The organism is Clostridium sp. CTA-6, from assembly GCF_054768115.1.
In genome coordinates, this window is the sequence record NZ_BAAAAU010000010.1 from 93,209 (window position 1) to 119,643 (window position 26,435).

At 27.1% G+C, this 26,435-nt stretch carries 20 protein-coding genes; 3 read left to right on the forward strand and 17 right to left on the reverse strand.

Annotated features, from left to right (window positions below; translation table 11 throughout):
• Positions 1-99: 99 nt before the first annotated feature.
• From ACYUDJ_RS16075 to ACYUDJ_RS16110, 8 genes are all read right to left on the reverse strand, one after another.
• Positions 100-576 (reverse strand): hypothetical protein, encoded by a 477-nt coding sequence (locus ACYUDJ_RS16075; protein ID WP_003484228.1) that lies wholly within the window; start codon positions 574-576, stop codon positions 100-102.
• A gap of 119 nt (positions 577-695) precedes the next feature.
• Positions 696-1,613, reverse strand: a complete 918-nt coding sequence (gene glsA, locus ACYUDJ_RS16080; protein ID WP_003484226.1) for a glutaminase A — start codon at positions 1,611-1,613, stop codon at positions 696-698.
• 376 nt (positions 1,614-1,989) lie between these two features.
• On the reverse strand, positions 1,990-3,039 hold the full coding sequence (locus tag ACYUDJ_RS16085; RefSeq protein WP_042384483.1) for a 3D domain-containing protein: 1,050 nt from the start codon (positions 3,037-3,039) through the stop codon (positions 1,990-1,992).
• 377 nt (positions 3,040-3,416) lie between these two features.
• Positions 3,417-3,680, reverse strand: coding sequence for a hypothetical protein (locus ACYUDJ_RS16090; protein ID WP_003484222.1), 264 nt, complete (start codon positions 3,678-3,680; stop codon positions 3,417-3,419).
• Between the two features lie 81 nt (positions 3,681-3,761).
• Positions 3,762-5,822 (reverse strand): methyl-accepting chemotaxis protein, encoded by a 2,061-nt coding sequence (locus ACYUDJ_RS16095; protein WP_003484221.1) that lies wholly within the window; start codon positions 5,820-5,822, stop codon positions 3,762-3,764.
• Between the two features lie 517 nt (positions 5,823-6,339).
• A complete protein-coding gene (locus ACYUDJ_RS16100) occupies positions 6,340-7,140 on the reverse strand; it encodes a TraX family protein (RefSeq protein WP_003484219.1) in 801 nt (266 codons plus the stop codon).
• Positions 7,141-7,488: 348 nt separating this feature from the next.
• Complete coding sequence (locus ACYUDJ_RS16105) at positions 7,489-8,517, reverse strand: ribonucleotide-diphosphate reductase subunit beta (RefSeq protein ID WP_003484217.1); 1,029 nt, start codon at positions 8,515-8,517, stop codon at positions 7,489-7,491.
• Between the two features lie 195 nt (positions 8,518-8,712).
• Positions 8,713-11,004 carry a ribonucleoside-diphosphate reductase subunit alpha gene (locus tag ACYUDJ_RS16110; protein ID WP_003484216.1) on the reverse strand — a complete coding sequence of 764 codons (2,292 nt, stop codon included), beginning with the start codon at positions 11,002-11,004 and terminating at the stop codon, positions 8,713-8,715.
• Between the two features lie 497 nt (positions 11,005-11,501).
• Between ACYUDJ_RS16110 and ACYUDJ_RS16115 the strand changes: the two genes are divergently transcribed.
• From ACYUDJ_RS16115 to ACYUDJ_RS16125, 3 genes are all read left to right on the forward strand, one after another.
• Positions 11,502-12,677, forward strand: coding sequence for a GAF domain-containing sensor histidine kinase (locus ACYUDJ_RS16115; protein ID WP_003484214.1), 1,176 nt, complete (start codon positions 11,502-11,504; stop codon positions 12,675-12,677).
• Positions 12,678-12,954: 277 nt separating this feature from the next.
• Positions 12,955-14,085, forward strand: a complete 1,131-nt coding sequence (locus tag ACYUDJ_RS16120) for an amidase domain-containing protein (protein WP_003484211.1) — start codon at positions 12,955-12,957, stop codon at positions 14,083-14,085.
• A gap of 169 nt (positions 14,086-14,254) precedes the next feature.
• Positions 14,255-15,043: a M15 family metallopeptidase gene (locus ACYUDJ_RS16125; RefSeq protein ID WP_080333565.1), complete on the forward strand. Its 789-nt coding sequence runs from the start codon at positions 14,255-14,257 to the stop codon at positions 15,041-15,043.
• A 158-nt stretch (positions 15,044-15,201) separates the two neighbouring features.
• Here the strand turns inward: ACYUDJ_RS16125 and ACYUDJ_RS16130 are convergent, their stop codons facing one another.
• The 9 genes from ACYUDJ_RS16130 to thpR all read right to left on the reverse strand — a co-directional run bounded on the left by ACYUDJ_RS16130 (position 15,202) and on the right by thpR (position 26,377).
• Positions 15,202-16,251, reverse strand: a complete 1,050-nt coding sequence (locus ACYUDJ_RS16130) for a DNA polymerase IV (protein ID WP_003484208.1) — start codon at positions 16,249-16,251, stop codon at positions 15,202-15,204.
• 531 nt (positions 16,252-16,782) lie between these two features.
• Positions 16,783-17,265, reverse strand: coding sequence for a DUF1097 domain-containing protein (locus ACYUDJ_RS16135; protein ID WP_003484206.1), 483 nt, complete (start codon positions 17,263-17,265; stop codon positions 16,783-16,785).
• A 75-nt stretch (positions 17,266-17,340) separates the two neighbouring features.
• Positions 17,341-18,576, reverse strand: a complete 1,236-nt coding sequence (gene preA, locus ACYUDJ_RS16140; RefSeq protein ID WP_003484204.1) for an NAD-dependent dihydropyrimidine dehydrogenase subunit PreA — start codon at positions 18,574-18,576, stop codon at positions 17,341-17,343.
• On the reverse strand, positions 18,576-19,892 hold the full coding sequence (locus tag ACYUDJ_RS16145; RefSeq protein WP_043032225.1) for an FAD-dependent oxidoreductase: 1,317 nt from the start codon (positions 19,890-19,892) through the stop codon (positions 18,576-18,578). Before ACYUDJ_RS16145 ends, preA begins: the two co-directional genes overlap by 1 nt.
• Positions 19,893-20,334: 442 nt before the next feature.
• A complete protein-coding gene (gene pyrR / locus ACYUDJ_RS16150; RefSeq protein WP_042384476.1) occupies positions 20,335-20,883 on the reverse strand; it encodes a bifunctional pyr operon transcriptional regulator/uracil phosphoribosyltransferase PyrR in 549 nt (182 codons plus the stop codon).
• Between the two features lie 319 nt (positions 20,884-21,202).
• Positions 21,203-22,258, reverse strand: a complete 1,056-nt coding sequence (locus ACYUDJ_RS16155) for a YdcF family protein (protein ID WP_003484198.1) — start codon at positions 22,256-22,258, stop codon at positions 21,203-21,205.
• Between the two features lie 594 nt (positions 22,259-22,852).
• On the reverse strand, positions 22,853-23,272 hold the full coding sequence (locus tag ACYUDJ_RS16160; protein ID WP_003484196.1) for a MarR family winged helix-turn-helix transcriptional regulator: 420 nt from the start codon (positions 23,270-23,272) through the stop codon (positions 22,853-22,855).
• 17 nt (positions 23,273-23,289) lie between these two features.
• The gene (locus ACYUDJ_RS16165) at positions 23,290-25,548 is read right to left on the reverse strand and encodes an ATP-binding cassette domain-containing protein (RefSeq protein WP_003484194.1); all 2,259 of its coding nucleotides are present in this window, start codon (positions 25,546-25,548) and stop codon (positions 23,290-23,292) included.
• A gap of 307 nt (positions 25,549-25,855) precedes the next feature.
• Entirely contained in the window at positions 25,856-26,377 is a 522-nt protein-coding gene (gene thpR / locus ACYUDJ_RS16170; protein ID WP_003484193.1) for an RNA 2',3'-cyclic phosphodiesterase, read from the reverse strand.
• Positions 26,378-26,435: the final 58 nt, after the last annotated feature.

Genomic DNA, 26,435 nt, shown 5'->3' on the forward strand with positions numbered 1-26,435 from the left:
ATTGTATAAGAATCTATAAATGAGAAATTTTATAAATTTCTACATAGTAAGATTAAATGGATTTATCACTAAATAAATTTATATTTAATGATAAACCCCTTATTTTTTATATACTCTTTCTAGATCCTTTATATATTTTTCTTCCATTTTTATAATATCCGTTAATATTTTATATTCATAACTATCCCCATCTCCATTTTTTTGTATCATTCTACCTCTTATATCTATAAATAGTGCTCTTATATCCTTATTCATATTTAATACACATTCTATAAATTCTTTTATGGTTTTATCTTTATAACAATTTGTTGAGATTTTATTATTAAACTGAGCAATTAAAGAAGATATCTTATCATATATATATAAATCTATTTCTTTTATTTTTTCTTTATTTAGCCTGATTTTTAATGAATGATAATAATCTATCTTTTCCTTTTCATATTTCATAAATATCTTGGAAAATATTTTGAAAGAATTAATATCATCATATTCTTTATTCATATCAATATATATTTCAATAACCTTATTCCCTGTATCTATAGCTCTATCTATTAAATCTACAATATTGTATGCCACTTATTGCCTCCTAAATAAAATTTTAAAATCCCCTTACTTTATTGTAAAATTTTTTAAGCCTAATAAATATTTTATTATTTTTTATCTAGTATTATTTCAAATTTAAATATTCTTCTCTTTTAAAAAATACTTAAATCTAATTGCTTTGAAAGCTCTTCTAATATCTTAATTCCAGCTATACTATTACCTTTTTCATCTAAAGCTGTACCTAGAACTCCTATACCCATTCTTCTTGGAGCACAGGCAAGTATGCCTCCTCCAACTCCACTTTTAGCAGGTATTCCAATATGTACAGCAAAATTTCCTGATGCATCGTACATACCACAGGTCACCATTATAGTTTTTACAATTCTAGCCACATACCTTGGAACTATTCTATCACCAGTATAAGGAGATACACCATCATTGGCCAACATAACTCCTATTCTAGCTAAATCTTTACAAGTAATTTCTATGGAACATTGTTTAAAATATACATCTAAAACTTCTTCTACATTCCCCTCAAGGGCTCCTGTACTTTTCATAAAGTAAGCAAGTGCTCTGTTTCTGTGTCCCGTTTCTTTTTCAGACTCATATACATTTAGATTTATATCAATGTTATTGTTACCACTTATTTTTCTAGTAAACTTTAAAATTCTTTCAACCTTTTCATCAGAATCTTTTCCAGCTACCATAGAAGCTACAACTATAGCACCGGCATTTATCATTGGATTTATAGGTTTCTGAGATTCTTTTGCTTCTAAATTTACTATAGAATTAAAAGCTGTTTCTGTAGGTTCCATTCCTACCTTTGAAAAAACATAATCCTCTCCATTGTCTATTATAGCTAACATTAAGGTTACTATTTTTGATATACTTTGAATTGTAAATTTGACTTCAGCATCTCCTTCCCAATATTCCTCTCCCCCTAAGGTACATACAGAAATGCCTAATAAGTTTTTATTCATTTTAGAAAGTTCGGGAATATATGAAGCAACCTTTCCTTCCCCTATCCACTTTCTATTATTTTCTATAATCGTCCTAAGTAGTCTGTTCATATATGTTTCTCCCTAATCCTTATAATATTATGTTATATAATAATTATACATGTTTTATATAATTTTTTTAAGCTAATTTTTGTTTTATAAAAATTATATTAATATATTTTTAGAATTATTAAACTTACTTTAATATAATCTTATACTACAAATAACTTTTAATACTTAAAAAATTTTATAAATTCCTATAAAATAAAATATACCCTATAAAATAGATTCCTTTTTACTCATCTATTCTACAGGGTATATTATTATAAAGTTAAATATTTTCACATTAAAATTTAATTTTAAAACAATATTATTCTACATAAATTAATTGCCACTATTTATTACTACATATAAAATAATTTTTATTTATTTCTAAAATAAATACTTACTATCCTATTACATAAACTTTTACAGTTCTTCTTCCCCAACTATTACATTCAGCCTCTGAATTCATAAATAAATCTATTCTATTACCTTTAATAGCACCACCAGTATCATGGGCAATAGCATATCCATAACCTTCCACATACACTCTAGTTCCTATACTTATTACTCTAGGATCTACAGCTATGGTACTATATCCATTAGGATTTCTACTTGTTCCGTTTCCTGAAGCAGTTATGCCATCTCCTGCATATGCAGTTGCTTCCATTACCATTACTTTCGAATAGGACGTAGAGTTTGATTCTCCTCGAGATAAAGTTTCCCCATTTGAACTGTTGCTATTATTAGATGCAACCTCTTTAGCTTGCTTACTATTCTCTTCAGCTTCTTTAGCTCGTTTACTATTCTCTTGAGCTTCTTTAGCCTTTGCAGCTTCACTAGCTACTATTTGATTTTCTTTTTCTTTTACGTTACTAAGAGCTTTCTTTTCTTCTTCTACACTCTTATTAAGCCTCAATAAAGTAACTTCATTGCTCTTCTTTAAGGATACTAATTTATTTTTCTCTTGGTCTAAGTTTTCTTTTTCCTTTACTATAGCTTCTTTTTCTTCCTTTAACTTAATAACAACATTTTTATCAAATTTCATTATTTTTGAAACTGTATCTATCCTTGACATAAAATCACTTAAACTTTCTGAGGCGAAAAGTATATCTAGGTAGCTATCTCCACCACTTATATACATAGCCCTTACTCTTTTCCCAAATAGTTCTTCTTTGGCTTTTACGTTGTTTTTTACCTGAGTTAATTTTTTCTCTGTATCTTTAACATCATTATTAATTTTATTCATAAGTTGCTTATTTTTATCAATTTCATTTATTACACTATCAATTTCACTGTCCATTTTTTCAACTCTTTGCTGGATTTGTTTCTTTTGCTCTCTAGTTTCTTTTAAATCCCCTGACTCTTTAGTATCTGGTGCGGCCAATACACTGCTAGTACTTGTACTTAAAATTAGGGTTAACATTATAATAAAAGATAAAACTTTTTTATTCAATTTATCACTCTCCTATAATTTATCTGCAAATCTAAAATTCACTATATTTGCTATACACTTTACAATTCTAATACTTTCTATTTTATAATATAAAAGTAATATTTGTAAAGGCATTAATTTTCTTTAGTTAAATTTCCAATAAATAAAAGCTTATTCTAAACTAAGCTTCACTTTATTATTTATTAAAATTATGTTTATATTATACCATAATAATTAATTTTTCAATGTTTTATTATTATATCATGTTTACTAGCTAGATAAAAATTATATATCTATATAAATATTAATTAACTACACTAACAAATATATGAATCTTAAACTTAATAAGTGTTAAAATACATAAAATTTATAGAAGTAATTCCATTTGTTAGTGATTTTTAAATATAAAGAAACTCCCCATAAAAAAATAGAATGCTTGAAGTTTTTATGATTTTCACTACCTTTTTTTGACCTTCTCCTAGGATTTTCTTAACTTCATTATAATTCATTCCATATTTTAACTTGTTATAATTTTTGATATTTACTGCACTTTTAGTTCCACAGCCTACCAACACTAGTACAGTTAGACATAACGGCAAAATAATTTTTTCATTTAGTTGCTTCTTATGTATTATTTTACCATATTTTATTAATTTCTTCATATTATGTATTGTATAAAAATAGGCTGAACAATATTTATCTTAAATACCATTCAGCCTATATAATACTTAATTTAGAAGTATTTAATATTTAAATCTAGAAATACTCACCTGCATATCCTCTGCTAACTTAGCTAAAGACTCACTGGCATTAGCTAGTTCTGAAATAGAAGCAGTTTGTTCTTCTACTGCAGCCACTGTCTCTTCTGTCCCCGCAGCATTTTCCTGGGAAATAGCAGATAAATTATCAATTACTGCAATTATCTCATTCTTCTTGCTTTCCATATCCTTTCCTGATTCATTTAATGTTTGTACTACTTTCTGCATTTCATCAATAGCTATAGAAATACCTTCAAATTTTTTATTTGTGTTTTCTACACTCTTAGTTTGTTTTTTGGTATTGTCACTAACTATTTCCATACTTTCAACTGCTTTTTCTGTCTGAACCGCTAATTCATTAATTACCAAAGAAATTTCATCGGTGAAAGCATTAGATTGCTCTGCTAATTTTCTTATTTCATCCGCTACCACAGCAAAACCTTTACCTGATTCTCCCGCTCTAGCGGCCTCAATAGCTGCATTTAAAGCTAAAAGATTAGTTTGAGATGCTATACTTTTTATCATTTCACTAGCATTTTCAATTTTTTCTGCACTCTTATTGCTATCAATAATTACTTTATATACTTCCTTCGATATCTTTTCGCTATCCATAGTCTTTTCTACTAATTCTTTTAAAGTAGTTACCCCTTCATTTTTCAAAATATCTACTTTTTCTATAGCCTTATTTAAGCTCCCCATCATCTGTTGATTTTTTGAAATTGTCTCTCCAAGAACATTTACATTCATAGCGCCACTCTCTGTTTGCCTTGCCTGATCCTCTGCAGAGTTAGCCATTTCCTCTATAGTTTTAGTAATTTCATTTGCTGCTTCTGCAGTTTGTTGACTAGTAGAAGTAAGCTCCTCTGAGGAAGCTGCTACCTGCTCTGCACTTTCTAAAGTTTTTCTAGCAAAATCTCTTAAATTTACAGAAATATTTTCAAAAGCCTTTGCTAATAGTCCTATTTCATCTTCCTTTTCCACTAGTTCCTTTGATATATCCTCTGTAAAATCTAGGTCTGCCATTTTCTGTCCATATCCTTCAAGACTTTTAATAGGTTTTACTATAGCTTTTCCTACTAGGAAAATTAGCGCTGCAATAATAATTCCTCCTAGTGCATAGGAGATAATAAGTAATTTTCTTACCATAGAAACTTTTTCATTAAATTCACTTTGATCTATTACCGCTGCAACAGACCATCCATTAGATGATATAGGATAATAGCCTACATATTTATGGTTATTTTTATAAGAATACATTCCTGTACCCTGCTTTTGTGCAACCATATTTCTTCCTATGTCTCCCATTTCTCCTTTTTCTTTTGTCATATTATTTTTCAAAATCATTTCTTTTACAGGATGATAAACTAGTTCCCCTTTTTTACTTATTAAGAATACAAATCCACTTTTACCGATCTTATACTTTTCCATAATACTAGGCAATTCATCAAGTAGTACATCTATAGCCACTGCACCTAAACTAGTTCCTTTTTCATCATATACTACCTGTATAACACTAATTACCATCTTTCCTGTTACAGAATCTACATAAGGTTCTGTGTAAAGCACTTCCCCAGGTTTTAATTTTAAGGCTTCTTTATACCAAGATTTTTCCTTAATAATCCAATTTGTTGGAGAGTCCCACTGATCTTGGGTAACTAAATAACTAGCATCTTGTAGACCAATCCATACTGTAGCAAGATTTTTATCCATTTTTTTTATTTGCTGTAAAGAATTTATTACATCTTTATAATCTGGATGACTTCGAACTTTATCCCTAGTCTTTACACCCTTCATTAATTTTATAATATCTTGATTAGTTGCCATTTGTCTTACTAAAACTTCATTCTTTTTAAAAAATTCATTGTTTTGATTAGAAGCTGCCTTTGCTTCCGTTAGAAGATGCTCATAATTCATCTTAGTCACAATATCTTTAGTCTTTAGCTCTAAAAAAATACCAGAAGCTAAAAACACAACCAATACTGCTGTAAGAATATACAACATCATCTTAGCAAAAATACTCTTTTGGACAATATTTTTAACCTTCATTTATTTTCCCCCTTTTTACTTGGTAAAAATCTTGTTTCCTCCCCTTTTCCACTAGATTTTACGCCATTATTTTTTGCTATTTTCATTATATATCAGAAAATACAAAATTTAAATATTTTTTTCAATTTTTCGTCTATTTTTTAACAAAAATATAGTAATAAATTCTTTTAAAACAAATTTTAAGCTTATTTTTTATGTAAATTTAAAATTAAATTATATAAAAAATTAAATATATATTTTTTTGAAGGTACTAAGCTTTCTCAAATAGACTTTTAAACATACTTAATGTTAAACTGCATCTTCCTTTTAAATACTATCTTTTTTTGTAAATTTTAAAATATTATAGAGTCCTCTACAAATAAGAAATTTTATAAGTTGTTATATAATAAATAAAAGCCATGAAATTAAGTTATTAACCTTAATTTCATGGCTTTCCCTTTTAAAATAAGGAATATTATAATTAGTTCTTAAATTAATTCAATTAAAATTGATACAAAATATCTATGTGAATTAAATTTTATCTTTTCATCATATACACAGAAATTATATAAAATATATAGATATGTGCTGGATAAAATACATAGAATAAATATTTCATGCCCTTTCCCTTTTTACCATTGTATAAATAGAATAAAGGTGCTGCGAATATCATCATCCATTGATAATTTTTAAATAAAAGTCCTTGTATAGTAATATCTCCACCTGTTAACATAATAATAATACTCAAAGCTGAATATACTATTATAAGCATGTTCTTTTTTTCTTTAAATAAGTACATTATTATTCCAAGTAATATAAATACAGGTCCACCTTCTACAAGTAATGGAGTAGGAATTAAAAACATAGCATACATCATGCCTGGTGCTGTAATATTCATAATCATTACAAATCCTATAACTATAGGTAGTATAAACAAGCATATTCCTTTAATAATGCCTAAAACTTTCTTTTCCTTTATAGCTTTTCCTAAATACTCTATAATAGATAGGTACATAACAATTACAAAAAGTGTAGTAAATATATTATTCATCAATCCAAAACTATCTGTTCTTTCAAAGTATTTTGGTATAAAGGAATTTCCCAAACTCATAAGTACTGATCCTATATAAAGTCTTGTTGCATATTTTTTTCTATTTCTTGTATGAATAAATCCTTGTACTGTCATAAATATAAATATAGGTGCTACTATTCTTCCTACCCAATTAAATGCTACAGGTATGCTGTTTGTGAATCCAAACATTTCATGAATATGATCAAATATCATTAAAAATAATCCTATTAGCTTTAACTGAAATCCTGTAAGTCCTTTTTCCTTCATAATTATCCTCCTAAATCATTAATATGATACCATTATATAAAGCTAATCTTAACTAATTATCACTTGTACCTTAAATAAACCTTAAAATACATATTTCATTGCTATCATCCCTAATAGTCTTATTTAATATATAAAAACAAATTTTACAAAATCATAGATTGCCTAGATGTGATTTTTAAAGTAAGAATAATAAGTACCTATCTAACCCATTTTAACCTTCAGTTAAAATTAAAAACTCCATCTAAAGACAATAATTATTTATAAATATTATAAATAATAGCCTAACAAAATGTATTTTAAAACTTTGTTAGGCTATTTTTATAACTTCATTTATAATTATTGATTTAATTAATCAAGATCATCAAAATCAAAGACCGCTGCTTTTGTATAGTTTGTAACCTTTGCTTCAAAGAAGTCGGTCTTTGTACTATTTAATTTTGAAAAACTATCAATCCACTCCATAGGATGTTTATTGATTTCTGGATATAGAGGCTTCAAACCTATAGCTGTTAATCTTAGATTAGAAAGATATTTAATATATTTATCTATTAATTCATCATTAAGGCCTAAGATTTCATTATTAGTAACATACTGTCCCCATTTTATTTCATGCTCTACACCCATTCTCATCATTTCTCTAAATTCTTCTTCTAATTCTTCTGTAAAAATATTTGGATTTTCACTTTTTAGTTCTTTAATAATATTTTGAAAAAGCACAAGGTGAGTAACTTCATCTCTATTTATATATTTAAAAATTGTACTAGTGGCAGTCATTTTCCCTTGTCTTGCTAAGGTATAAAAGAAACTAAAACCAGAATAAAAGTATATTCCCTCTAATATATAATTTGCCATTATTACTCTTAAAAAATTATAAATTTCAGGTTCTTTATTAAACTTTTCATAAATACCTGCTATAAATTTATTTCTTTCTAAAAGCTGTTCATCTTCTCTCCATTGATCATATATTTTATCTCTAGTAATTGGATTTGTAACTGTATCAAGTATGTATGAATAACTTTGTGCATGTATTTCTTCTTGAAAGGTTTGAATATTTAAAAGAGAAGAAACTTCTGCAGCAGTTATATATCTTGATATATTAGGAAGATTTTCACTTTGCACGGAATCAAGGAAATTTAAAAAAGAAATAATCTTATCAAAGGCATTTCTCTCTCCGTCTGTTAAGTATGGAAATTGTTTTACATCCTCATTTAAAGAAATTTCCTCTGGTATCCAAAAATTATTAAGCATTGTTCTATAAAAATCGCTGGCCCAACTATATTTTATTCTATTCCATTCTCTTAAGTTAGTAGTGTTTCCATTTATCATTGATTCCGTTCCCCGTTGACCCTTTTCGTTAAATATCATTTTTTTAAGCATTAAATATAGAGCTCCTTTCTTTACTATCTATTTTGTAAGTATGGTTATTATTTTAAAAGTATATTTAACAATTTTCTAACTAATAAATCATTCTACATACGTGTATAGTTATCATATTAAATATATACTTTAATACTATGACCTTATCTACTACAAGATTATAATATTTTTATATTTATAATCTTAGGTATTCAGTTAACTTGAGCAACTTGTACATTCATCCATTTCTAAAGATTTATTTCTTACATAATATATGGTTTTAACTCCTTGTTTCCAAGATTCCATATACATATTAAGAATTTCTTTAGCTTTTATTTCTGGAGTTATATATAAATTAAAGGATTGAGCCTGATCTATATGTTTTTGTCTCGCAGCACAAGCCTTAATACTCCATTGCTGGTCTATAGTATGAGCTTCTTTGTAATACCAAAAATTTTCTTCATTTAAATCTGGTGCTGTTTTTGGTGTAAAGCTACCCTTCTTTTCTTCCATAAAAAACTTCTTAAATACAGGATCTATTCCTGCAGTTGTATTAGCTATATTGGAAGTACTACCTGTAGGGGCAATAGCTGTAATGTAACCATTTCTCATACCATATCTTTTGATATCACTTTGAAGTTGTTGCCATTTTTCAGAATTATAACCTCTTCTTTCAAAATACTTCCCTGTTTCCCACTCTGAACCTTTAAAGGCTGGATAACTGCCCTTCTCCTTAGCTAATTCCATAGAAGCCTTTATAGCCGTATATGCTATTTCTTCATAGATTTCATCTGCTACTTTAATATGCTCATCACTTTCCCATCTTATCTTGTTATTTACAAGGAAGTGATGATATCCACTTGTTCCTAAACCAATAGCTCTATACTTGTCACTGGTAACTCTGGCCTCTTTAACAGGAAGCTTATTAAGAGATATAACATTATCTAGCATCCTTATTTGGAGAGGGATACACTTACTAAAATCTTCTTTTTCTACTTTGCTAAGGTTTATTGAGTTAAGGTTACAGGTTACCATATCTCCAGCCTTAATTCTTTGAACAACCTCTGAATAACCATTCTCATCAATTATTTCTTCTTCTACAAGTTCACTTTCACTCATATTTTGAGCTATTTCATGACAAAGATTGGATGAATATATCATACCTTTGTGCTTATTAGGATTTGCTATATTTACAGTATCCCTAAAGAAAATAAAAGGAGTTCCTGTTTCTACTGCACTTTTCATTAATTTTTTCATGATGTCAAGGGCTGGTACTGTATTCCTTGGGATATTAATGTTTTTTTCACATTCTAAATACCTTTTTGTAAATTCTTTACAATCCACATCATCAAAATAATCCTCAAGCTTATAATCCATTATCTTCTCTACCATGTAAGGATCAAATAAGGACCACTGTTCTCTTTTTTCTAATCTTTCCATAAATAAATCTGGGATACTTACAGAAGGGAAAATATCATGAGCCTTTCTTCTATCATCTCCATTATTAGTTTTCAGGTCTAAAAAATCAAATATATCTTTATGCCATATATCTAAAGTTATAGATGCTCCACCTTTTCTCTTGCCAAGCTGATCTACAGCTACAGCTGTATCATTATAAAGTCTTATCCAAGGTACAACTCCACCAGATGCATTTTTATGTCCTCTTATTTCACTATTTAAAGCTCTTATTTTTCCCATATAAATGCCTAGTGCTCCGCCATGTTTTGAAACCTGTGCAAACTTTTGATTAACATCATAAATTGACCATAAATTATCTCCTACAGTGGAAATAAAACAACTACTTAACTGATAAAAGGGGGTACCTGCATTTCCTAGCGTAGGAGTTGCCACTGTAACCTTTAGCTCACTTAAAATATCATAAAACCCTTTTGCATAAAAAATTTTTTTATCTCCTTCAGGAATAGCTAAATGCATAGCTATAGTCATAAAACGTTCTTGAGGTAGCTCTAGTACTTCTCCATTATGTCCTTTAATTAAATATCTGTCATTTAATAGTTTTAATCCTTCATAATTAAATAGTTCATCTCTTTCTGGCACTATGTATTTTGATAATTCCTTGATTTCTTCATCAGAATAATTTTCGATTAAATATTCCCCATAAAGTTTCATTTTAACTAGCTTTTTTACTAATTCATAATAATCACCATAACCAAAGCTATTATAGTGTCGGCTGATTTTAGCTTCCTTGTATAAATCAAAGCATAAAAGCCTTGCAGCAACATACTGCCAATTAGCATTAGTTTTTTTTATATTATTTCCATTGTTATCTTTACTATTTTGAATAACCTTTTCGATAGCAGTTTGTATCAAAGTTCTTTGAATTTCCTTAGTAGTCATACCATCTCTAAATTGAATTCTAGAATCCAATTCTAATTCAAGAGGATCACAGCCTTCTATGCCCTCACAGGCTAACTTAACCATTTTCTTGGTTTTTTCTACTTGTAGTGGTTCATATTGTCCATTTCTCTTTTTTATTTTAATATTCATTGTTAAAACCTTACTTTCTAAAAATTTATTTAATCAATAGAATATATTATAAAATAACTATTGTTAAATAAATTATATAAGTAATTATCTTCAAAATCAATATCATAGAACCATTGTTTAATAAGATAAACTCTACATATTGTATAAAGATCTTATTTTTTCACTATATATTGTATATTTTTTATTATAGAGTTTTCCACAAATTATAAATTTTATAATTTCTTTTTAGCTTTTTATAAATTCTTTATAAATAAAAAATCAAATTATGTTTAAATTATGGAAATTGTTCTTTAAAGGATTTAGATGAATTAGCCGATATATAATTTATTAATTACCTAAGTTTTGTAACTATAAAAACTTAATATTTTCAACAATCTAAAAGAAATAGTTTTTCTTAAAATTACTAACAATATAAAATGCTTTATTAATAACTTTAAAGACCTAATAAAGAAATTTACTATATATTATCTTAAATCAATATAAAGGAGAATTTAGCTATGAAAGAAAATAGGAAAATCAAGTGGAAATCTAATGATAACTGTTGTGAAAAATCTAAAATTTTCATAGAAATACTTTCAAATATTTCATCTAAACTTGTAAATATTAACTTGCGTAAAGAATATTTAATTGAGGAATGTTTAGAAGAACTGGGTAAAAAAACGAATTCCTGTAGAGCTTATATATTTTTATTCAGAAATAATTTAGAGTACATGGATAATGTTTATGAATGGTGCGCTAAAGGAATTAGCTCTGAAAAAAATAATCTTCAAGATTTAAAAACTTCATTATTTCCTTGGTGGATGAATGAATTAAAAAATAATAAAATTATTATTATTGAAAATGTAGAAAAGATGACTGCAGAGATAGAAAAAGAAATTCTTTCAGAACAAGGAATAAAATCTCTTATTGTTTTACCTATATGCTACAAAGATAATTTAGTGGGATATGTAGGATTAGACAATAACTTTCAAAATAAAAGTTGGAATGAAGATACTCAATTTTTATTAAAACTAATTTCGGAAATGCTTTCTGGAGCTTTGGCAAGATTAGACCATGAAAAAGAACTTGAATATGCTGCTAAAGAGCTAATAAAAAATGAAAAAAACATTCACAGCTTAAAAGCTCAACTTATTCAGCAAGAAGAAATGTTTAAACTTAGTCAAAGCAAAGAACTATCAAAGCCAATAGGTTTAAGTAAAGAAGATTTTAATGAAATAATAAATTATGTATTAGATATATTAAATTTTGATATGATGATTTTTGATAAAATCCATTTAAATCTTTCAGAAAACTTACCTTCTATACTATGTAATAAAATAGAAATTAGTCAAGTTATTATGAATATACTTAAAAATGCTATCTATGAAATGAATAAAAAAATAGAATTTTTAGGTGGAAATAAAGAAATTAATACTAATATCTTAAAAATAGAAACCTATAGTGAAGACAATTTTTTAGTTTGTGAAATATCCGATAATGGTATGGGATTTTCTGATGAAATTGCACCAAAGCTATTTGAACCTTTTTTCACAACAAAACCCTTTGGACTAGGAACCGGTCTAGGATTATCCTTAGCCTATGATATTATTACCCATAAACACAATGGTCAAATAATAGCTAGTGAAAGTGAATGGAAAGGTGCTAAGTTTACTATAAAGTTATGTTATAAATAATAATTATATCTTTCTTATTCTTAAATATAAACATTAAATTACATAAGCTAAACCATATATTTACTAGATAAAATGCTATCTCAAAATGTATTTAATTTTTAGATAGTATTTTTTGTATTTTATTTTTTATAAATTTTGAAATTAATCCTTTTTTTATATAATTATGAAAAATTAAAATGTTTATTTTAATAGATTTTAAACCATAATATTATAGACTTAAATTATAAAATAAACTTGGGAAAATGCTTTATAATACCAGATAAAGGAGATAAAGATTATGGGATTTTTTCAAAGAAATAAAACTAATAAAATTATAGTTAACTTTATTATAGTAATAATTTTATCAATTTCTTTTATATCATTATTTCAATGGAAAAATGTTTTAGTTTATAAAGCTAATGATAATATTCATAATACTGAAATTACTAAATTAATAGATGATATTTTTGAAAATAGAAATAAAGCATTGTTAAAAGGGGACTTAGAATTTATTGAATCTATTTATGACACTGATACTAAATATGGTGTATGGGCCTATGAACATGAGAAAAAAAAGATAAAATATCTTCATAACTGGGAAAAAAAGCAAGGGGTTAAATTTATTGATATAAAACCTAAGGTTGTTATTAGAAATATAAAAGAAAATAAGGATAAATATTCAATTAATTTATTATGTTCTACTGAGTATAAATATATTTATGAAAATGACCCTGAAAAAGTAAATACCTCTACCATAGGTACAAATCATTTAGTTAATCTCGCTAAACAAGAAGATGAATGGGTAATTACAAAGGAATGGTATAAAGATCCCTTTGCAGATTCTCTTAATATAAATAATCTAAAAAAACCAGATGATATAAGGGAATATATATTAAGCAATAGTTCCAAAGACTTTTCTGATTTAGATGAAAGAAGATTAAATTCTATAGAATATGCGGATAAATATTGTGGAACTGCTAGTAATGGAAAATATGGATATAAATATAATAAAAAATATAGAAATTATAACCCTCAAGGAGGAGATTGTGCAAATTTTGCATCTCAAATTTTATTTGAGGGAGGAAAATTTAGAAAAAACTCTGCCTGGAACTACGATTCTAAGGGAGCTACTAGAGCTTGGATAAATGCAGATGGATTTAAAGATTATATGATTCATAGTGGTAGAGCTTCTGTAATTGCTCATGGAGATTATGAAAAAGTATATAAAGCTTCTTACAATCTTTTACCTGGAGATTTTGTAGCCTATGAAAAAAAAGGAGATATAACTCATATATCTGTAGTAACTGGAGCAGACTCCAAAGGTTACTCTTTAGTAAGTTGTCATAATACAGATAGAAATAAAGTTCCTTGGGATTTAGGCTGGAATGATAAGGGAATAAAGTTTTGGTTAGTTAGAGTACATTTTTAGAAAGAGGTGATTTGAAATAAAAAAATTATTAAAAAAAATCATTTTTTTTAATATATTATTTTTTATTTTTTGTAGTAATACTTATGTAGTTAAAGCTTCAAATATAAAAAGTAATAATAAAGATGAAGAATCATATAATGTAACTATGAAACAGGATATATTATGTTTAATGATGTCTTATGGTGAATATATAAAAGATATTGAATGTGAAAATGATAAAGTGTATATAGTAATGGAATCTGGTAAAAAGATTCTTTATGATGATAAAAAAGAAAAAAATTTTCAAGAAAAAATATATAATTCAGATATCCAGGATATGATGGAACAAATTTATCCTTTGAATATAACAGGTAAAGTAATGGATAAAAATTTTGATCCCGGTAGATTTAGAGTATACCCTTTGTTAGAAGATGTTTATGGAAATAATTCTAGCAAAATTCAAAAAAACTTAAAAACCATTAATACAGCTTATGGAACAGTTCAATTTAATAATAACAGTAAAGGTGCAGAAAGCTTAAAAAATACTTTAGACGAACTTAGTAGTATTTCAAAAAGTAATAACAAATTAAATTCTTATATCTCCCCTCTTAATGGGACCTTTAACTATAGACATATTGCAGGGACAAATCTTTTAAGTCCTCATGCTTTTGGAATTGCCATTGATTTAGTAAGGGATAATAGAGATTATTGGAAATGGGCTACTGAAAGTGAAGGAGAAAAAAGAATAGCTTCCTATCCAAAAGAAATTGTAGAGACCTTTGAAAAAAATAATTTTATATGGGGCGGAAAATGGAACCATTTTGATACACTACATTTTGAATATAGACCTGAAATTATAATGAAAGCTAAATATTTTAACAATAAAGGTAAAATAGAGACCCCTTGGTACAAAGAAGCTCCATTAGAAGATAAACAAGTTAAACATTATGTTGATAAAATTAATAAGGCTTTAAAATAATTTTATACTCTGTGGCTGGTTACTTCATATCCTGTCCATAGAGTATAAGACTATTTATCTTTATAATATATTTCGTATTATTTATAAATCATTTACAGTTTCGTATAAATTTAAAATTAATATTGATTTTTAATCATATTTAAGGGACTTTATTTAACTTAATAAATATTAAAGGTTAGTTGCTTAATTTTATTTTCTCCTAGATTTGATACAGTAAGACCTATAAGTCTTATAGGTTCTTTAAAATTTATATTATCTAATATATCACAGGCTATACTATAAATTTCATCTTTATCCCTTGTATAATCATTTACTGTTTTACTCCTTGTATGAGTTTTAAAATTAGAAGTTTTTATTTTTACGGTAACAGTTTTCCCGGCACTATTTCTTTTATATAAATTAGTAGATATTTTATTTGAAAAGTCCAAAAGATATTTTTTCATTTCCTCTTTATTTATTATATCCTTTTTAAGGGTTATCTCCTTACCTATAGATTTTCTTTCTCTACTGACTTTTACTTCTCTATAATCTATTCCTCTTATTCTGTCATATATTTCTACTCCAAATTTTCCAAAATACTCTATACAAAAATCCTTAGATAACTTATGCATATCTGCCACAGTAAAAACACCTATATTGTGTAATTTTTCCACTGACTTTTTACCTATTCCATGAATCTTATTTATAGGAAGCGGCATAAGTATTCTTGGAATCATATCTTTATTTATTATTTTTATACCATCTGGTTTATTCCAATCAGAAGCAAGTTTGGCTAAAAATTTATTATATGAAATTCCTACAGATAGAGTCAATCCTATTTCATCTTTAACTCTATTTTTTATATATTTTGCTACTTTAATAGGTTTTTCTTTAATATGGCTAATATCTAAATATGCCTCATCTATAGATACAGGTTCAATAATAGGAGTAACTTTATATAATATTTTAAATATATTATTTGAAACTTCTCTATACCTATTATGTCTTCCTGGTACATATATACCGAATGGACATTTCTTCTTAGCCATAAAAACAGGCATAGCAGAATGCACACCATATTTTCTTGCCTCATAAGATGCGGTAGAAACTACTCCTCTTTCTCCTATTCCCCCTACTATTACAGGCTTACCTTTAAGTTTTTTATTATCCATTTGTTCTACAGATGCAAAAAATGCATCCATATCAACGTGCATAATAACTCTATCCATAAGTATGAATTCCTCTCTAAAATATAACTTATATTTTAATATATCTTATATATAATTATATCAAAATCTCCAAAGTTAAATACAAGTATTTTAAAGATTACATTAATTATATATATTAATCTATTCTAATTCATTATTTTTACTTTGAAATAGAATTCATCATAAAAATTTTAATATAAAAAATCCTATTAAGGATAGACTTAATTTTAATATAGCAAAGATAAAAAACATACGTAATAGACCCTATGAATAAATAAAGTTTAGTAATTCTTAATCTAGTGGATTTTAAAATTCACCTATTTTTTAAAGTAACATATCTTTCTTTATTATAATAAATACTAGATATTTGCTTAAATAATATTAAACTACCTGAATTACAAATTAAAACCCACTTATGATTAGTGGGTTTTAATCTCTTTATAAAATTATTGAATTTTCATATCATGTTGATATTTAATGCCATTTACTACAATTAAAATTTCCTTAATGTTTAATTAAATAATTTTCTAGCTAATTACTATATATTCTTTTCTAGTTACTTAAATATTTATTTTTGTCTTGTACTTCTTTTCCTATTAATTTATGAAGCCAAATCCCCCCTATTTCAGAAGTATAACCTAAAATTGCTCCACAAAGCAAAGCTATAATTACTCCTTGCCAATTTCCATTAACACCAAAGGTTGAACAACTTCCACAAAAGGTTCCAGGTATAAAAGATAACAATTGAAATCTTGCCTGTGCACACATTACAAAGGAAAATATTCCTATCATTATAGCTCCTTCTAATGGAAAACCTAAATAACTAGATGTTATAATAATTAACATAGCCCATAAAACTCCAGTCATATTAGTAACAACAGATTTTTTTAATCCTTGTAACTTACCACCGGCGGCATAATAACTTGTACATCCTATAAAACCTACCCAAGTTATTAGTCCAAAATTGGAACTTAAACATCCCCAAAGTCCAGACAAAATTCCTACACTTATTGAAATACACATTAATAAACTCATATTAGTTATACCTCCAAAGTACTGGCTGTATTTTTTTACGTTCCTATGTTTTTACATTTGTGTATTTTATTTATATTAAAGTATTACCTTCCTAGCTATTTCATCCTTTTTAAACTCTATTTCTCCTTTTGATATACACTGTACTGGACACACATTAGCACATAAATGACATCCTACACAGTTTTCTTTTTCTAATATAGGTTTTCTATTTTCAACATCCCACTTGATTGCTTGATGTCCACCATCATAGCAAGATATATAGCATCTTCCACATCCTACACAGTTTTCTTCATTAAATTTTGGGTACACAATATATCCTCTATCTAAATCCTCTGCTGGAATTATGTTTTTATTTGCTAATCCCACCATATCTTCTAATTTTTCAAATCCCTTTTCTTCCATATAATATGAAAGACCTTCTATCATATCTTCTACTATTCTATATCCATATTGCATTATAGCAGTAGTTACTTGTAAGTTTCTTGAACCTAATAATATAAATTCTGCAGCATCTTCCCAAGTTTCTATTCCACCGATGCCGCTTATTGGAATATCTTTAAGTCTTTCATCTGTAACAAGTTGTTGTATAAATCTTAAAGCTATTGGTTTTACTGCTTTTCCTGAATATCCTGAAATTGATGACTTTCCGTTTACAATAGGATATCCTATAAATTTATCCAAATCTACTCCTGTAATACATTTAATTGTATTTATTGTAGCTATACCTGTTGCTCCACCTTCCATAGAAGCTATTGCTGGAACACTCATATCCCCTATATTTGGAGTCATTTTAGCTAATATTGGAATATCAGTTCCTCTTCTTACTGCCTCACAATATTTTTTAACTAACTGTGGATTTTGTCCCACATCTGATCCCATAGCGCTACTGGTCATTTGTGGACATGAAAAATTACATTCTATTATATCTGCTCCCACTTCTGTAACAAGCCTTGCAAGTTCTTCCCATTCTTTTTCATTTTGTCCCATGATTGAAGCTACTAAAACTTTATTGGGATAATTTTGTTTTAGTTTTTTCATAGCTTCTAAATTTTCTTCTAGTGAGTGTTCTGCTATTTGCTCCATATTTTTAAATCCTAAAAATGGAGTTCCTTCTTTTTCTAAATTCGTAAAACGTGGAGAAACTTCCTTTGCAATAAAGAAACCTATAGTTTTAAATACTATACCTCCCCAACCAGTTTCTAAAGCTTTAGCACACATTTCATAACAGTTTCCTACTGGTGATGATGATAAGAAAAATGGATTTTCACATTTTACTCCACAAAATTCTATGGAAAGATCTCTTCTTTTCATTATCTTACACCTTCTTTCTTAGCTAATAAATATTTTACTATAGCCTTTGCCGCTTCTTTTCCTTCTTTTACAGCATTTACAACAGTTTTATCTCCTTCAATTATATCTCCTGAAGCAAAAGTTCCTTCTATATTTGTACTATAATCTATAGTTTCAATTGTTCCCTTTTCATTAAATTCTACTGTTGTTACTCCCTTTGTTGCAGCTACTTCTTTTACTGCTTCTTTTAATTCTTTTATTTCTTCTGCTTCTTGTCCAATAGCAAATATAATCCTATCTACTGGAAGATTTAATTCTGAATCATCAAACATTCCTGTAGCTTTAAATCTAGCCACTTTTCCAGCTTGTCCAATTATTTCAGCTGGTTTTAATCCTGTAAATATCGGTATATTTAAATCTTGAGTATAAGCTATTTCTTTTCTATCAGCTGGCATTTTTTCTATAGTTCTTCTATAAACTATTTTCACATCCTCTGCTCCTAACAATTTAGCAGTTACAGCACAATCCATAGCTACATCTCCACCGCCTATAACTATAACTTTACTGCCAACTTTAACTTTTCCCTTAGAAGTTTTAACTTCTGCTAAAAAATCTGTTCCAGCAATAACTCCTTCTAAATCATTGCCTTTTATTTCTATATCTTTACTCTTTTGCATCCCTACTGCTACTAAAAATGCTTCAAAACCTTCTTTTCTAAGATCATCTATATTAACATCTCTTCCAACTTTACAGTTAGTTCTAAAATGAACACCTAATTTTTTTATGAATCTGATTTCATTTTCAACAACTGATTGTGGAAGCCTATCTTCTGGTATTCCATAAGTTAACCATCCACCTAATTGATTTCTGGCTTCAAATACAGTAATCTTATACCCTTCTAAAGCTAATTCAGCAGCTGCTGCAAGTCCACTTGGACCTGAACCTATAATAGCTACTTTTTCTTTTGTTGCCTTTATAGCCTCTAAAGCTTCTATTCCTATTGATTGTTCATAATCTGTTAAATAACGTTGAAGTTTTCCTATTTGAATAGGTTTATCTATACCACACCTACTACAGGCTCCTTCACAATATTTATCTGTAGGACAGACTCTTGCACAGACCCCTCCTAGTATATTATTTTCACGAATTGTAGCTACGGCACCCTTAAAATTTCTAAAACGTAATGAACGTATGAATTTCCCAGGGTCTGTACCTGCTGGACATGCTTTTGTACAGGGTGCATCATGACACAACAAACATCTTGATGCCTCTTCAATAGCTAAAAGAGGTGTAAACACTTCTTCTCTTTCTTTCATATAAGCTAATTTATTTTCCAATCTTCTTCCTCCTTTATATTTAATATTTAAAGATTAATTGCAGTTATAACAATAGTTTAACAAAAAAAATAGACCATTTCTAACTTAGAAATGGTCTACTTCCATTATTTAAGACAAATTTAACCTCTGTGCCACAATGTGGTAAATTTAACCATAGTTTTACCCAAGATTTCGTCATTTTTTTAACAATCACTATATATTTCTAAAAACTCCAAAATGTTCATTACAAAAATAGCACAGTTTAATTTTCTTTATTCTATTATTTAACCTTTTTTATCAATTATTAACATTTCTCTTGATTTAAATATTATATTGTAATTTTTAACGAGATAAATATAATAATTGTTAATTAAACTTGAATTTTAAGTTTAAAATAACTTTATAAAAACCCTGTACAAAATTTATATATAATATAAAAATTTTCTGCAATTAACCTTTAATATTATCTATATAAAGGATGTACAAGGATTTTAACTGAATCATTACCATCTATTTCATTAAGTTCTACTAAAATAGCTTCGCTTAATGAAGTAGGTATATTTTTACCAACATAATCTGGTCTTATTGGAAGTTCCCTATGACCCCTATCTACTAAGACAGCTAATTGAATTTTACCTGGTCTTCCATTATCAAATATTGCTTGTATAGCTGCTCTTACAGTTCTTCCAGTATAAATTACATCATCTACTAATATTATTTTTTTATCTTTAATATCTATATCTAATTTATTATTTTTAACTATTGGATCCTGTGATAACTCAGATAAATCATCTCTATATAGGGATATATCTAAAATCCCTACAGAAATATCTATACCTTCAAAGTTCTTTATATTCTCTGCAATTCTTTTAGCTATTGGTACTCCTCTTCTTTTTATTCCTACCAATACTATATCTTGTCCACCTTTATTTTTCTCTATTATTTCATGAGAGATTCTAGTGATAGATCTTTTTATTTTTACCTCATCCATTATTACAGCCTTTAAATTCACCCTAATTCCACCTTTCATCTATATATAAACAAAAAATGTCTCGACCCTTAGCCAAGACATTTGTATAGACTTATTACTTATATGCCTTACAATCTCTCAGGATCATTTAAAGGGCTTTATAATATTTAATTTTTAAAATTATACTATCATAAAACCTAATATATTTCAATACTTTTTTGTAAAAACTTGGTGTTATATTTTTCTTTACAATTTATTTTTATCCCAGTAAATTTTTATTACACTATATCCTGATAAAAAAATCACACTACCAAAATAGTTAATTTGACAGTATGATTATAATATCTAAAAAATTTAATTATTATAAGAAAGGTCTAACAAAATAAAAATCTATAATAGTCATTAAGATACTAAATAAAAATGCCAAACTTATAATAAGTATATTAATTTTTTTGTAAATATACATAACTCCTATATATTCACGAATAAGTGCATTAAGTGAGAAATATAGTTTAGTTTTAGAACCTGCACCATCACATTCTAGCCCTACTATTCTAGCCCATATTAAAGAACGAAATAGATGAAAATTATTAGTTACTACAATGCATCTATATTGTTTTTCTCTTGTGCCATAATCCTCTTCTAAAAGTTTCTTTGAATTAGATAGATTCTCATAGGTATTTACTGCCTGATCCTCAATTATCATATGCTCATTTGGAATTCCCTTATCCTTTGCATATTTCCACATGGCAAGCCCTTCTGAAATTTTCTCATCAGCACCCTTAGCTCCTGTAAATATAATTTTGGATGGATGACCTTTTTCAAGCTGATTTTTGTATATTTCAATCCCCTTGTCTATTCGACTAGCTAATAGAGGGGGAACTCTATCACCAATTAAACCACTACCTAAAACAATAATGTAATCATATTTTTTTCTTTTTGGCATATAAGTATTAATTGCTGCTGATATTGCAAAAATAAACATCATCATAAAAAAATAACTAATTAAGAAAGTTATAAATCCTATAATTCCTGTAAGTATAGGATTTGTAACCCCTCGTATAATATTTGGTGTAAACCAAATCCATAATATAATAAATATTCCTAAGGATAAAGATAAAAAATTAGTTACACGAGCACCCTCTTTTTTTATAAGTTTATACCCACTTTTAATAAGTATAAATATAAAGGATAAAAGGTATAAAGGAAATCCTACCATAATAATTATTATAATAATTATTATAGAAGTTAGCAGCATTTTTATTTCATAAGTCTCACCTAAAATACCCAAAAATGCAAATATAGATCCGACCCATAAAAGAAATACTATACCAATCCATAATGTCCTTGGCTCCCTACGAAGCATAGCAAAAAATCCCACCGTAAGTGCAATAAAAATAAATAATAAAAAATACATAATTACACCTCTTCTTTAGTTTTGTATATATCTTATAAAGTTTATATTGTTTGGTTCCATATGTAATTCTAAAACTTAATTATACAATCAATTACAATTAGACTATATAATTATTTTTCTTTATTATTATACATTATTAACATTATTATATTCTATAAGCTATTTCTTAACTTGTGTATAAAATCTAAAAAAATATTGGTATTTATTTATCGAACAACATTATAAATAATTGATTTAATTAAACAACACTTGAAATAAAAACATCTAATTCTAAATATTTTTTAGAGTTTTATAATAGATCTGAAAATAAACTGAAGAAATTGAACTGTAGATAGCTTAAATAAACTATTTTGTAGTTAAGTTGTAAAAAAATAATAAGAATATATAATAACCTAATATTACACATTCTTATTATTATAGCTTATACTAAATACAGATCAATATATTGTGACCTTTTAATTATACTAAAAAATATAATATTTTCTCAACATTATAAAATATAGTTTATATAAATATATTTTTAAAGGTTTAAATGTATCTTTTTATAAATTTTGATATTATTTTTCTTTGTTGTATTCAATTTATATTTTAGTATTACTCTTCTTTATAGGAATCCGTAATTTTTTTACATAATGTAGAGAAAATTCTTAATTCATCTTGGCTAAGTGTTTTTTCTATTAAATTCATTATTTCTTCACCAAATTTTTCTGATCTTGCAAGAAACTCTTTACCTTCAGATGTAATGAAAATATTATAAGAGCGACGATCAGTTTCTTGTCGTTCTTGCTTTATATATCCTTTCTCTAAAAGTCTTTTATTTAATTTCGATATGCCCGGTTGAGTTATTCCTCTTATTTCAGCTAATTCTTTAGTTGTCTTTGAACCTTGCTTATCTAATATATCTAATATATAGTATTGAGCAGTTGACACCCCTTCTAGATTAAATCGATTAATGCTGCTAATAATCATACATTGGAAAGGCATATAATTTTCTTCTAATTCTTGTCTAAGCATTATCTTCACCCTTTCTTTTAAAGAATGTATCTTTTTAAGTATTTCCCCGTAATTGAATTCTCATTGTTAATTATATCTTTTGGTTCCCCTTCAAACATAATTCTTCCACCATTTTCTCCAGCCTCTGGGCCAAGGTCAATTATCCAATCAGCTTGAGTCATTACATCTAAATTATGCTCTATTACAATTAAGGTACTCCCCTGATTAACTAACCTATTCATAATAGCTACTAACTTTTTTATATCAGATATGTGAAGCCCTGTTGTAGGCTCATCCAATACATAAATATTACCTTTACTATCTAATTGAGCAGCTAATTTTAATCTCTGTAATTCTCCTCCTGATAAAGTATTTAATGGTTGTCCTAAAGTTATATAATCAATTCCTACATCAGCTAACTTTTTCAACACTAAATATATTTCATCTTCTTTAAAAAAGTCAATTGCCTCAGCAACAGTCATTTTTAAAACTTGGCTTATATTTTTCCCCCTAAATTTAAAATCTAATACTTTATCTGTAAATCTGTTTCCTTCACAAACTTCACATGTACTTATAACAGTATCCATAAAAGCTAAATCAGTATAAGTAACACCTAACCCTTTGCATTCTGGACATGCTCCTTCTGAGTTAAAACTAAAAAGAGAGGATTTAACATTATTTTCTTTAGCAAATAAATTTCTTATAAAATCAAATATACCTGTATAAGTGGCAATATTGGAACGTATTGAAGCATGTATTGCTCCTTGATCTATAAAAATTGTTTCTGGATAAATTTTGGGCAACAATCCATTAATAAGAGTACTCTTACCTGAACCAGCTACACCTGTTACTACAGTCATAACACCTTTAGGAATATCTACATTAATATTTTTTAGATTATGTAAATTTGCATTTTTAATTGACAACCATTCCTTTGCTTTCCTTGTATGAAGTTTTATATGTGGTTTATACTGCAAAGCCTTACCTGTTAGAGTATTAGATTTCAATAATCCTTCTGGAGTTCCTTTATAAACAATGTTACCACCTTCTATACCAGCCTTTGGTCCCATATCAATAATATAGTCTGCAATTTTTATTATATCAGGATCATGCTCAACAATAAGAACAGTGTTTCCTTTATCCCTTAACATCTTTAACAATTTATTTATTCTACCAATATCATGTGGATGTAATCCAATGCTAGGCTCATCAAAAATATAAGTAAGTCCTGTTAAACTGCTTCCCAATTGTTTAACCATTTTAATTCTCTGTGATTCACCACCGGAAAGTGATGAAGTTTCACGGTCTAAACTTAAATATCCCAATCCTATGTACTCTAAATGCTCTAGTCGACTAATTAGGGCTTTTAATACAGTTTGAACAGATTGTTCTTTAATTTCTTTCATAAATATTATTAAATCATTTATTTGCATCTTTGTACAATCCGCAATATTTTTCCCATTAATTTTGCAAGATAATATTTTTTCATTTAATCTTGCACCTTTACACACAGGACATATTTCTTTAGTAACAATTTTATTAATTTCTTTTTTATATTTATCCCTTTCTCCACCTTCTTTTTTTAGAAAGCTTCTCTCAATTCTTGGTATAAGACCCTCGTATAAAGATGTCTTGGGCCACTCTGGATCATCTGTTTCAATTTTTATATCAGTTTTATTTAAAAGTAAATCTAATTCTTTTTCATTATAATCTTTTATTTTTTTATCATTATCAAATAATCCTGAATGTATATATCTCTTTAATCTCCATCCACCAGGCTTAAAGCTAGGAAACAAAATAGCGCCTTCGTTAAGAGATTTATTTTTGTCTAATAATTTATCAATATTAATGCTATCAACTTTTCCTAACCCATCACAATGCATACACATTCCGGTAGGATTATTAAAAGATAAAGAATCAGAATATCCAACAAAGGGTTTTCCTATACGTGAAAAAAGAAGCCTTAATAATGAAGCTATATCTGTAATAGTCCCCACGGTTGACCTTGAATTTCCACCAATTCTTTTTTGATTTATTATAATAGCAACAGATAAATTTTTAATTGAATCTACATCTGGTTGTCCATAATGTGGTAGCCGATGCCTAATAAAGCTAGAATAAGTTTCATTTAGCTGCCTTTGTGATTCTGCAGCAATAGTATCAAAAACTAAAGATGATTTACCTGAACCAGAAACCCCAGTAAATACAGTGATTTTCTTCTTGGGTATTTCAATATCAATATTTTTTAGATTTTTTTCTCTAGCTCCTAATACATGAATGCTTTCTTTTCTATCCATAAAGTATTCACCTCCAAATAATTCATACTTTTAATTAATATATAACTAAGTTAATATATAACTAAGTTAAGTATATTCTACTACTTACCTATTTTACTATCAAGCACTTCACTTAAATCTTATGAAATTTTTTTGTATTATTTTTTAAATATATAGTTTGGTTATTGTAAATTTAATTAAATAAGCTAGAAAAATCCTTATAAACTATTCGAAAAACAGCTCATAAGGATTTTTATTTATATCATTAATTAATTATATTTTAAATATAATAATAAAATTATATTTATTATAAATTTGTTTTCTGACTTTATATTATTATTTCTTCTAATGGCTCATAAACTAATTGTTCATTGAATCTCTTACTTTCCATAAGAGCTATTGAAGCTATTGGAATCTTTATAGGAGAAAAAATATTTTTCTCTATAGGACATTTTGTTACTATTTCTCTACCAATTGTAATATGAGGCTTATATTTTCTATTCTCAATTTTAAATCCATTATTAATTAATAAATTTCTTAAATTCCTTTGTAATGTTATAAGTTCTTTATTTTCTTCAATTCCAAGCCAAATTATATCTTTATCTCTCCTTTTAAATGAACCAATATGTGAAGTAATAAGTTCCTTAGGTGGATTCTGCAACTTATATAATATATTAGTTAGTAAAGACAGCTCTTTTTCATCAACTTCACCTATAAACTCTAGGGTTAAGTGGAAATTATTTTTATTTGTGAATCTACCTTTAACTGAATTATTAGAAACTAAATTTTTATATTCTATCAATTTTTCTTTTGTTTCTTCCTGAAATGTAACCGCATAAAATACTCTCATTTTTTCACCTACATTTAAAATAATTTTTTTGTTAATATAAGCTTAGTTTATACAAACT

Coding starts and splice junctions, on each gene's coding strand:
- glsA (WP_003484226.1), bottom strand. CDS start 1,613: ATGAACAGACTACTTAGGACGATTATAGAAAATAATAGAAAGTGGATA.
- ACYUDJ_RS16090 (WP_003484222.1), bottom strand. CDS start 3,680: ATGAAGAAATTAATAAAATATGGTAAAATAATACATAAGAAGCAACTA.
- ACYUDJ_RS16095 (WP_003484221.1), bottom strand. CDS start 5,822: ATGAAGGTTAAAAATATTGTCCAAAAGAGTATTTTTGCTAAGATGATG.
- ACYUDJ_RS16100 (WP_003484219.1), bottom strand. CDS start 7,140: ATGAAGGAAAAAGGACTTACAGGATTTCAGTTAAAGCTAATAGGATTA.
- ACYUDJ_RS16105 (WP_003484217.1), bottom strand. CDS start 8,517: ATGCTTAAAAAAATGATATTTAACGAAAAGGGTCAACGGGGAACGGAA.
- ACYUDJ_RS16110 (WP_003484216.1), bottom strand. CDS start 11,004: ATGAATATTAAAATAAAAAAGAGAAATGGACAATATGAACCACTACAA.
- ACYUDJ_RS16115 (WP_003484214.1), top strand. CDS start 11,502: ATGAAAGAAAATAGGAAAATCAAGTGGAAATCTAATGATAACTGTTGT.
- ACYUDJ_RS16120 (WP_003484211.1), top strand. CDS start 12,955: ATGGGATTTTTTCAAAGAAATAAAACTAATAAAATTATAGTTAACTTT.
- ACYUDJ_RS16125 (WP_080333565.1), top strand. CDS start 14,255: ATGATGTCTTATGGTGAATATATAAAAGATATTGAATGTGAAAATGAT.
- ACYUDJ_RS16130 (WP_003484208.1), bottom strand. CDS start 16,251: ATGGATAGAGTTATTATGCACGTTGATATGGATGCATTTTTTGCATCT.
- ACYUDJ_RS16135 (WP_003484206.1), bottom strand. CDS start 17,265: ATGAGTTTATTAATGTGTATTTCAATAAGTGTAGGAATTTTGTCTGGA.
- preA (WP_003484204.1), bottom strand. CDS start 18,576: ATGAAAAGAAGAGATCTTTCCATAGAATTTTGTGGAGTAAAATGTGAA.
- ACYUDJ_RS16155 (WP_003484198.1), bottom strand. CDS start 22,258: ATGTATTTTTTATTATTTATTTTTATTGCACTTACGGTGGGATTTTTT.
- ACYUDJ_RS16160 (WP_003484196.1), bottom strand. CDS start 23,272: ATGCTTAGACAAGAATTAGAAGAAAATTATATGCCTTTCCAATGTATG.
- ACYUDJ_RS16165 (WP_003484194.1), bottom strand. CDS start 25,548: ATGGATAGAAAAGAAAGCATTCATGTATTAGGAGCTAGAGAAAAAAAT.
- thpR (WP_003484193.1), bottom strand. CDS start 26,377: ATGAGAGTATTTTATGCGGTTACATTTCAGGAAGAAACAAAAGAAAAA.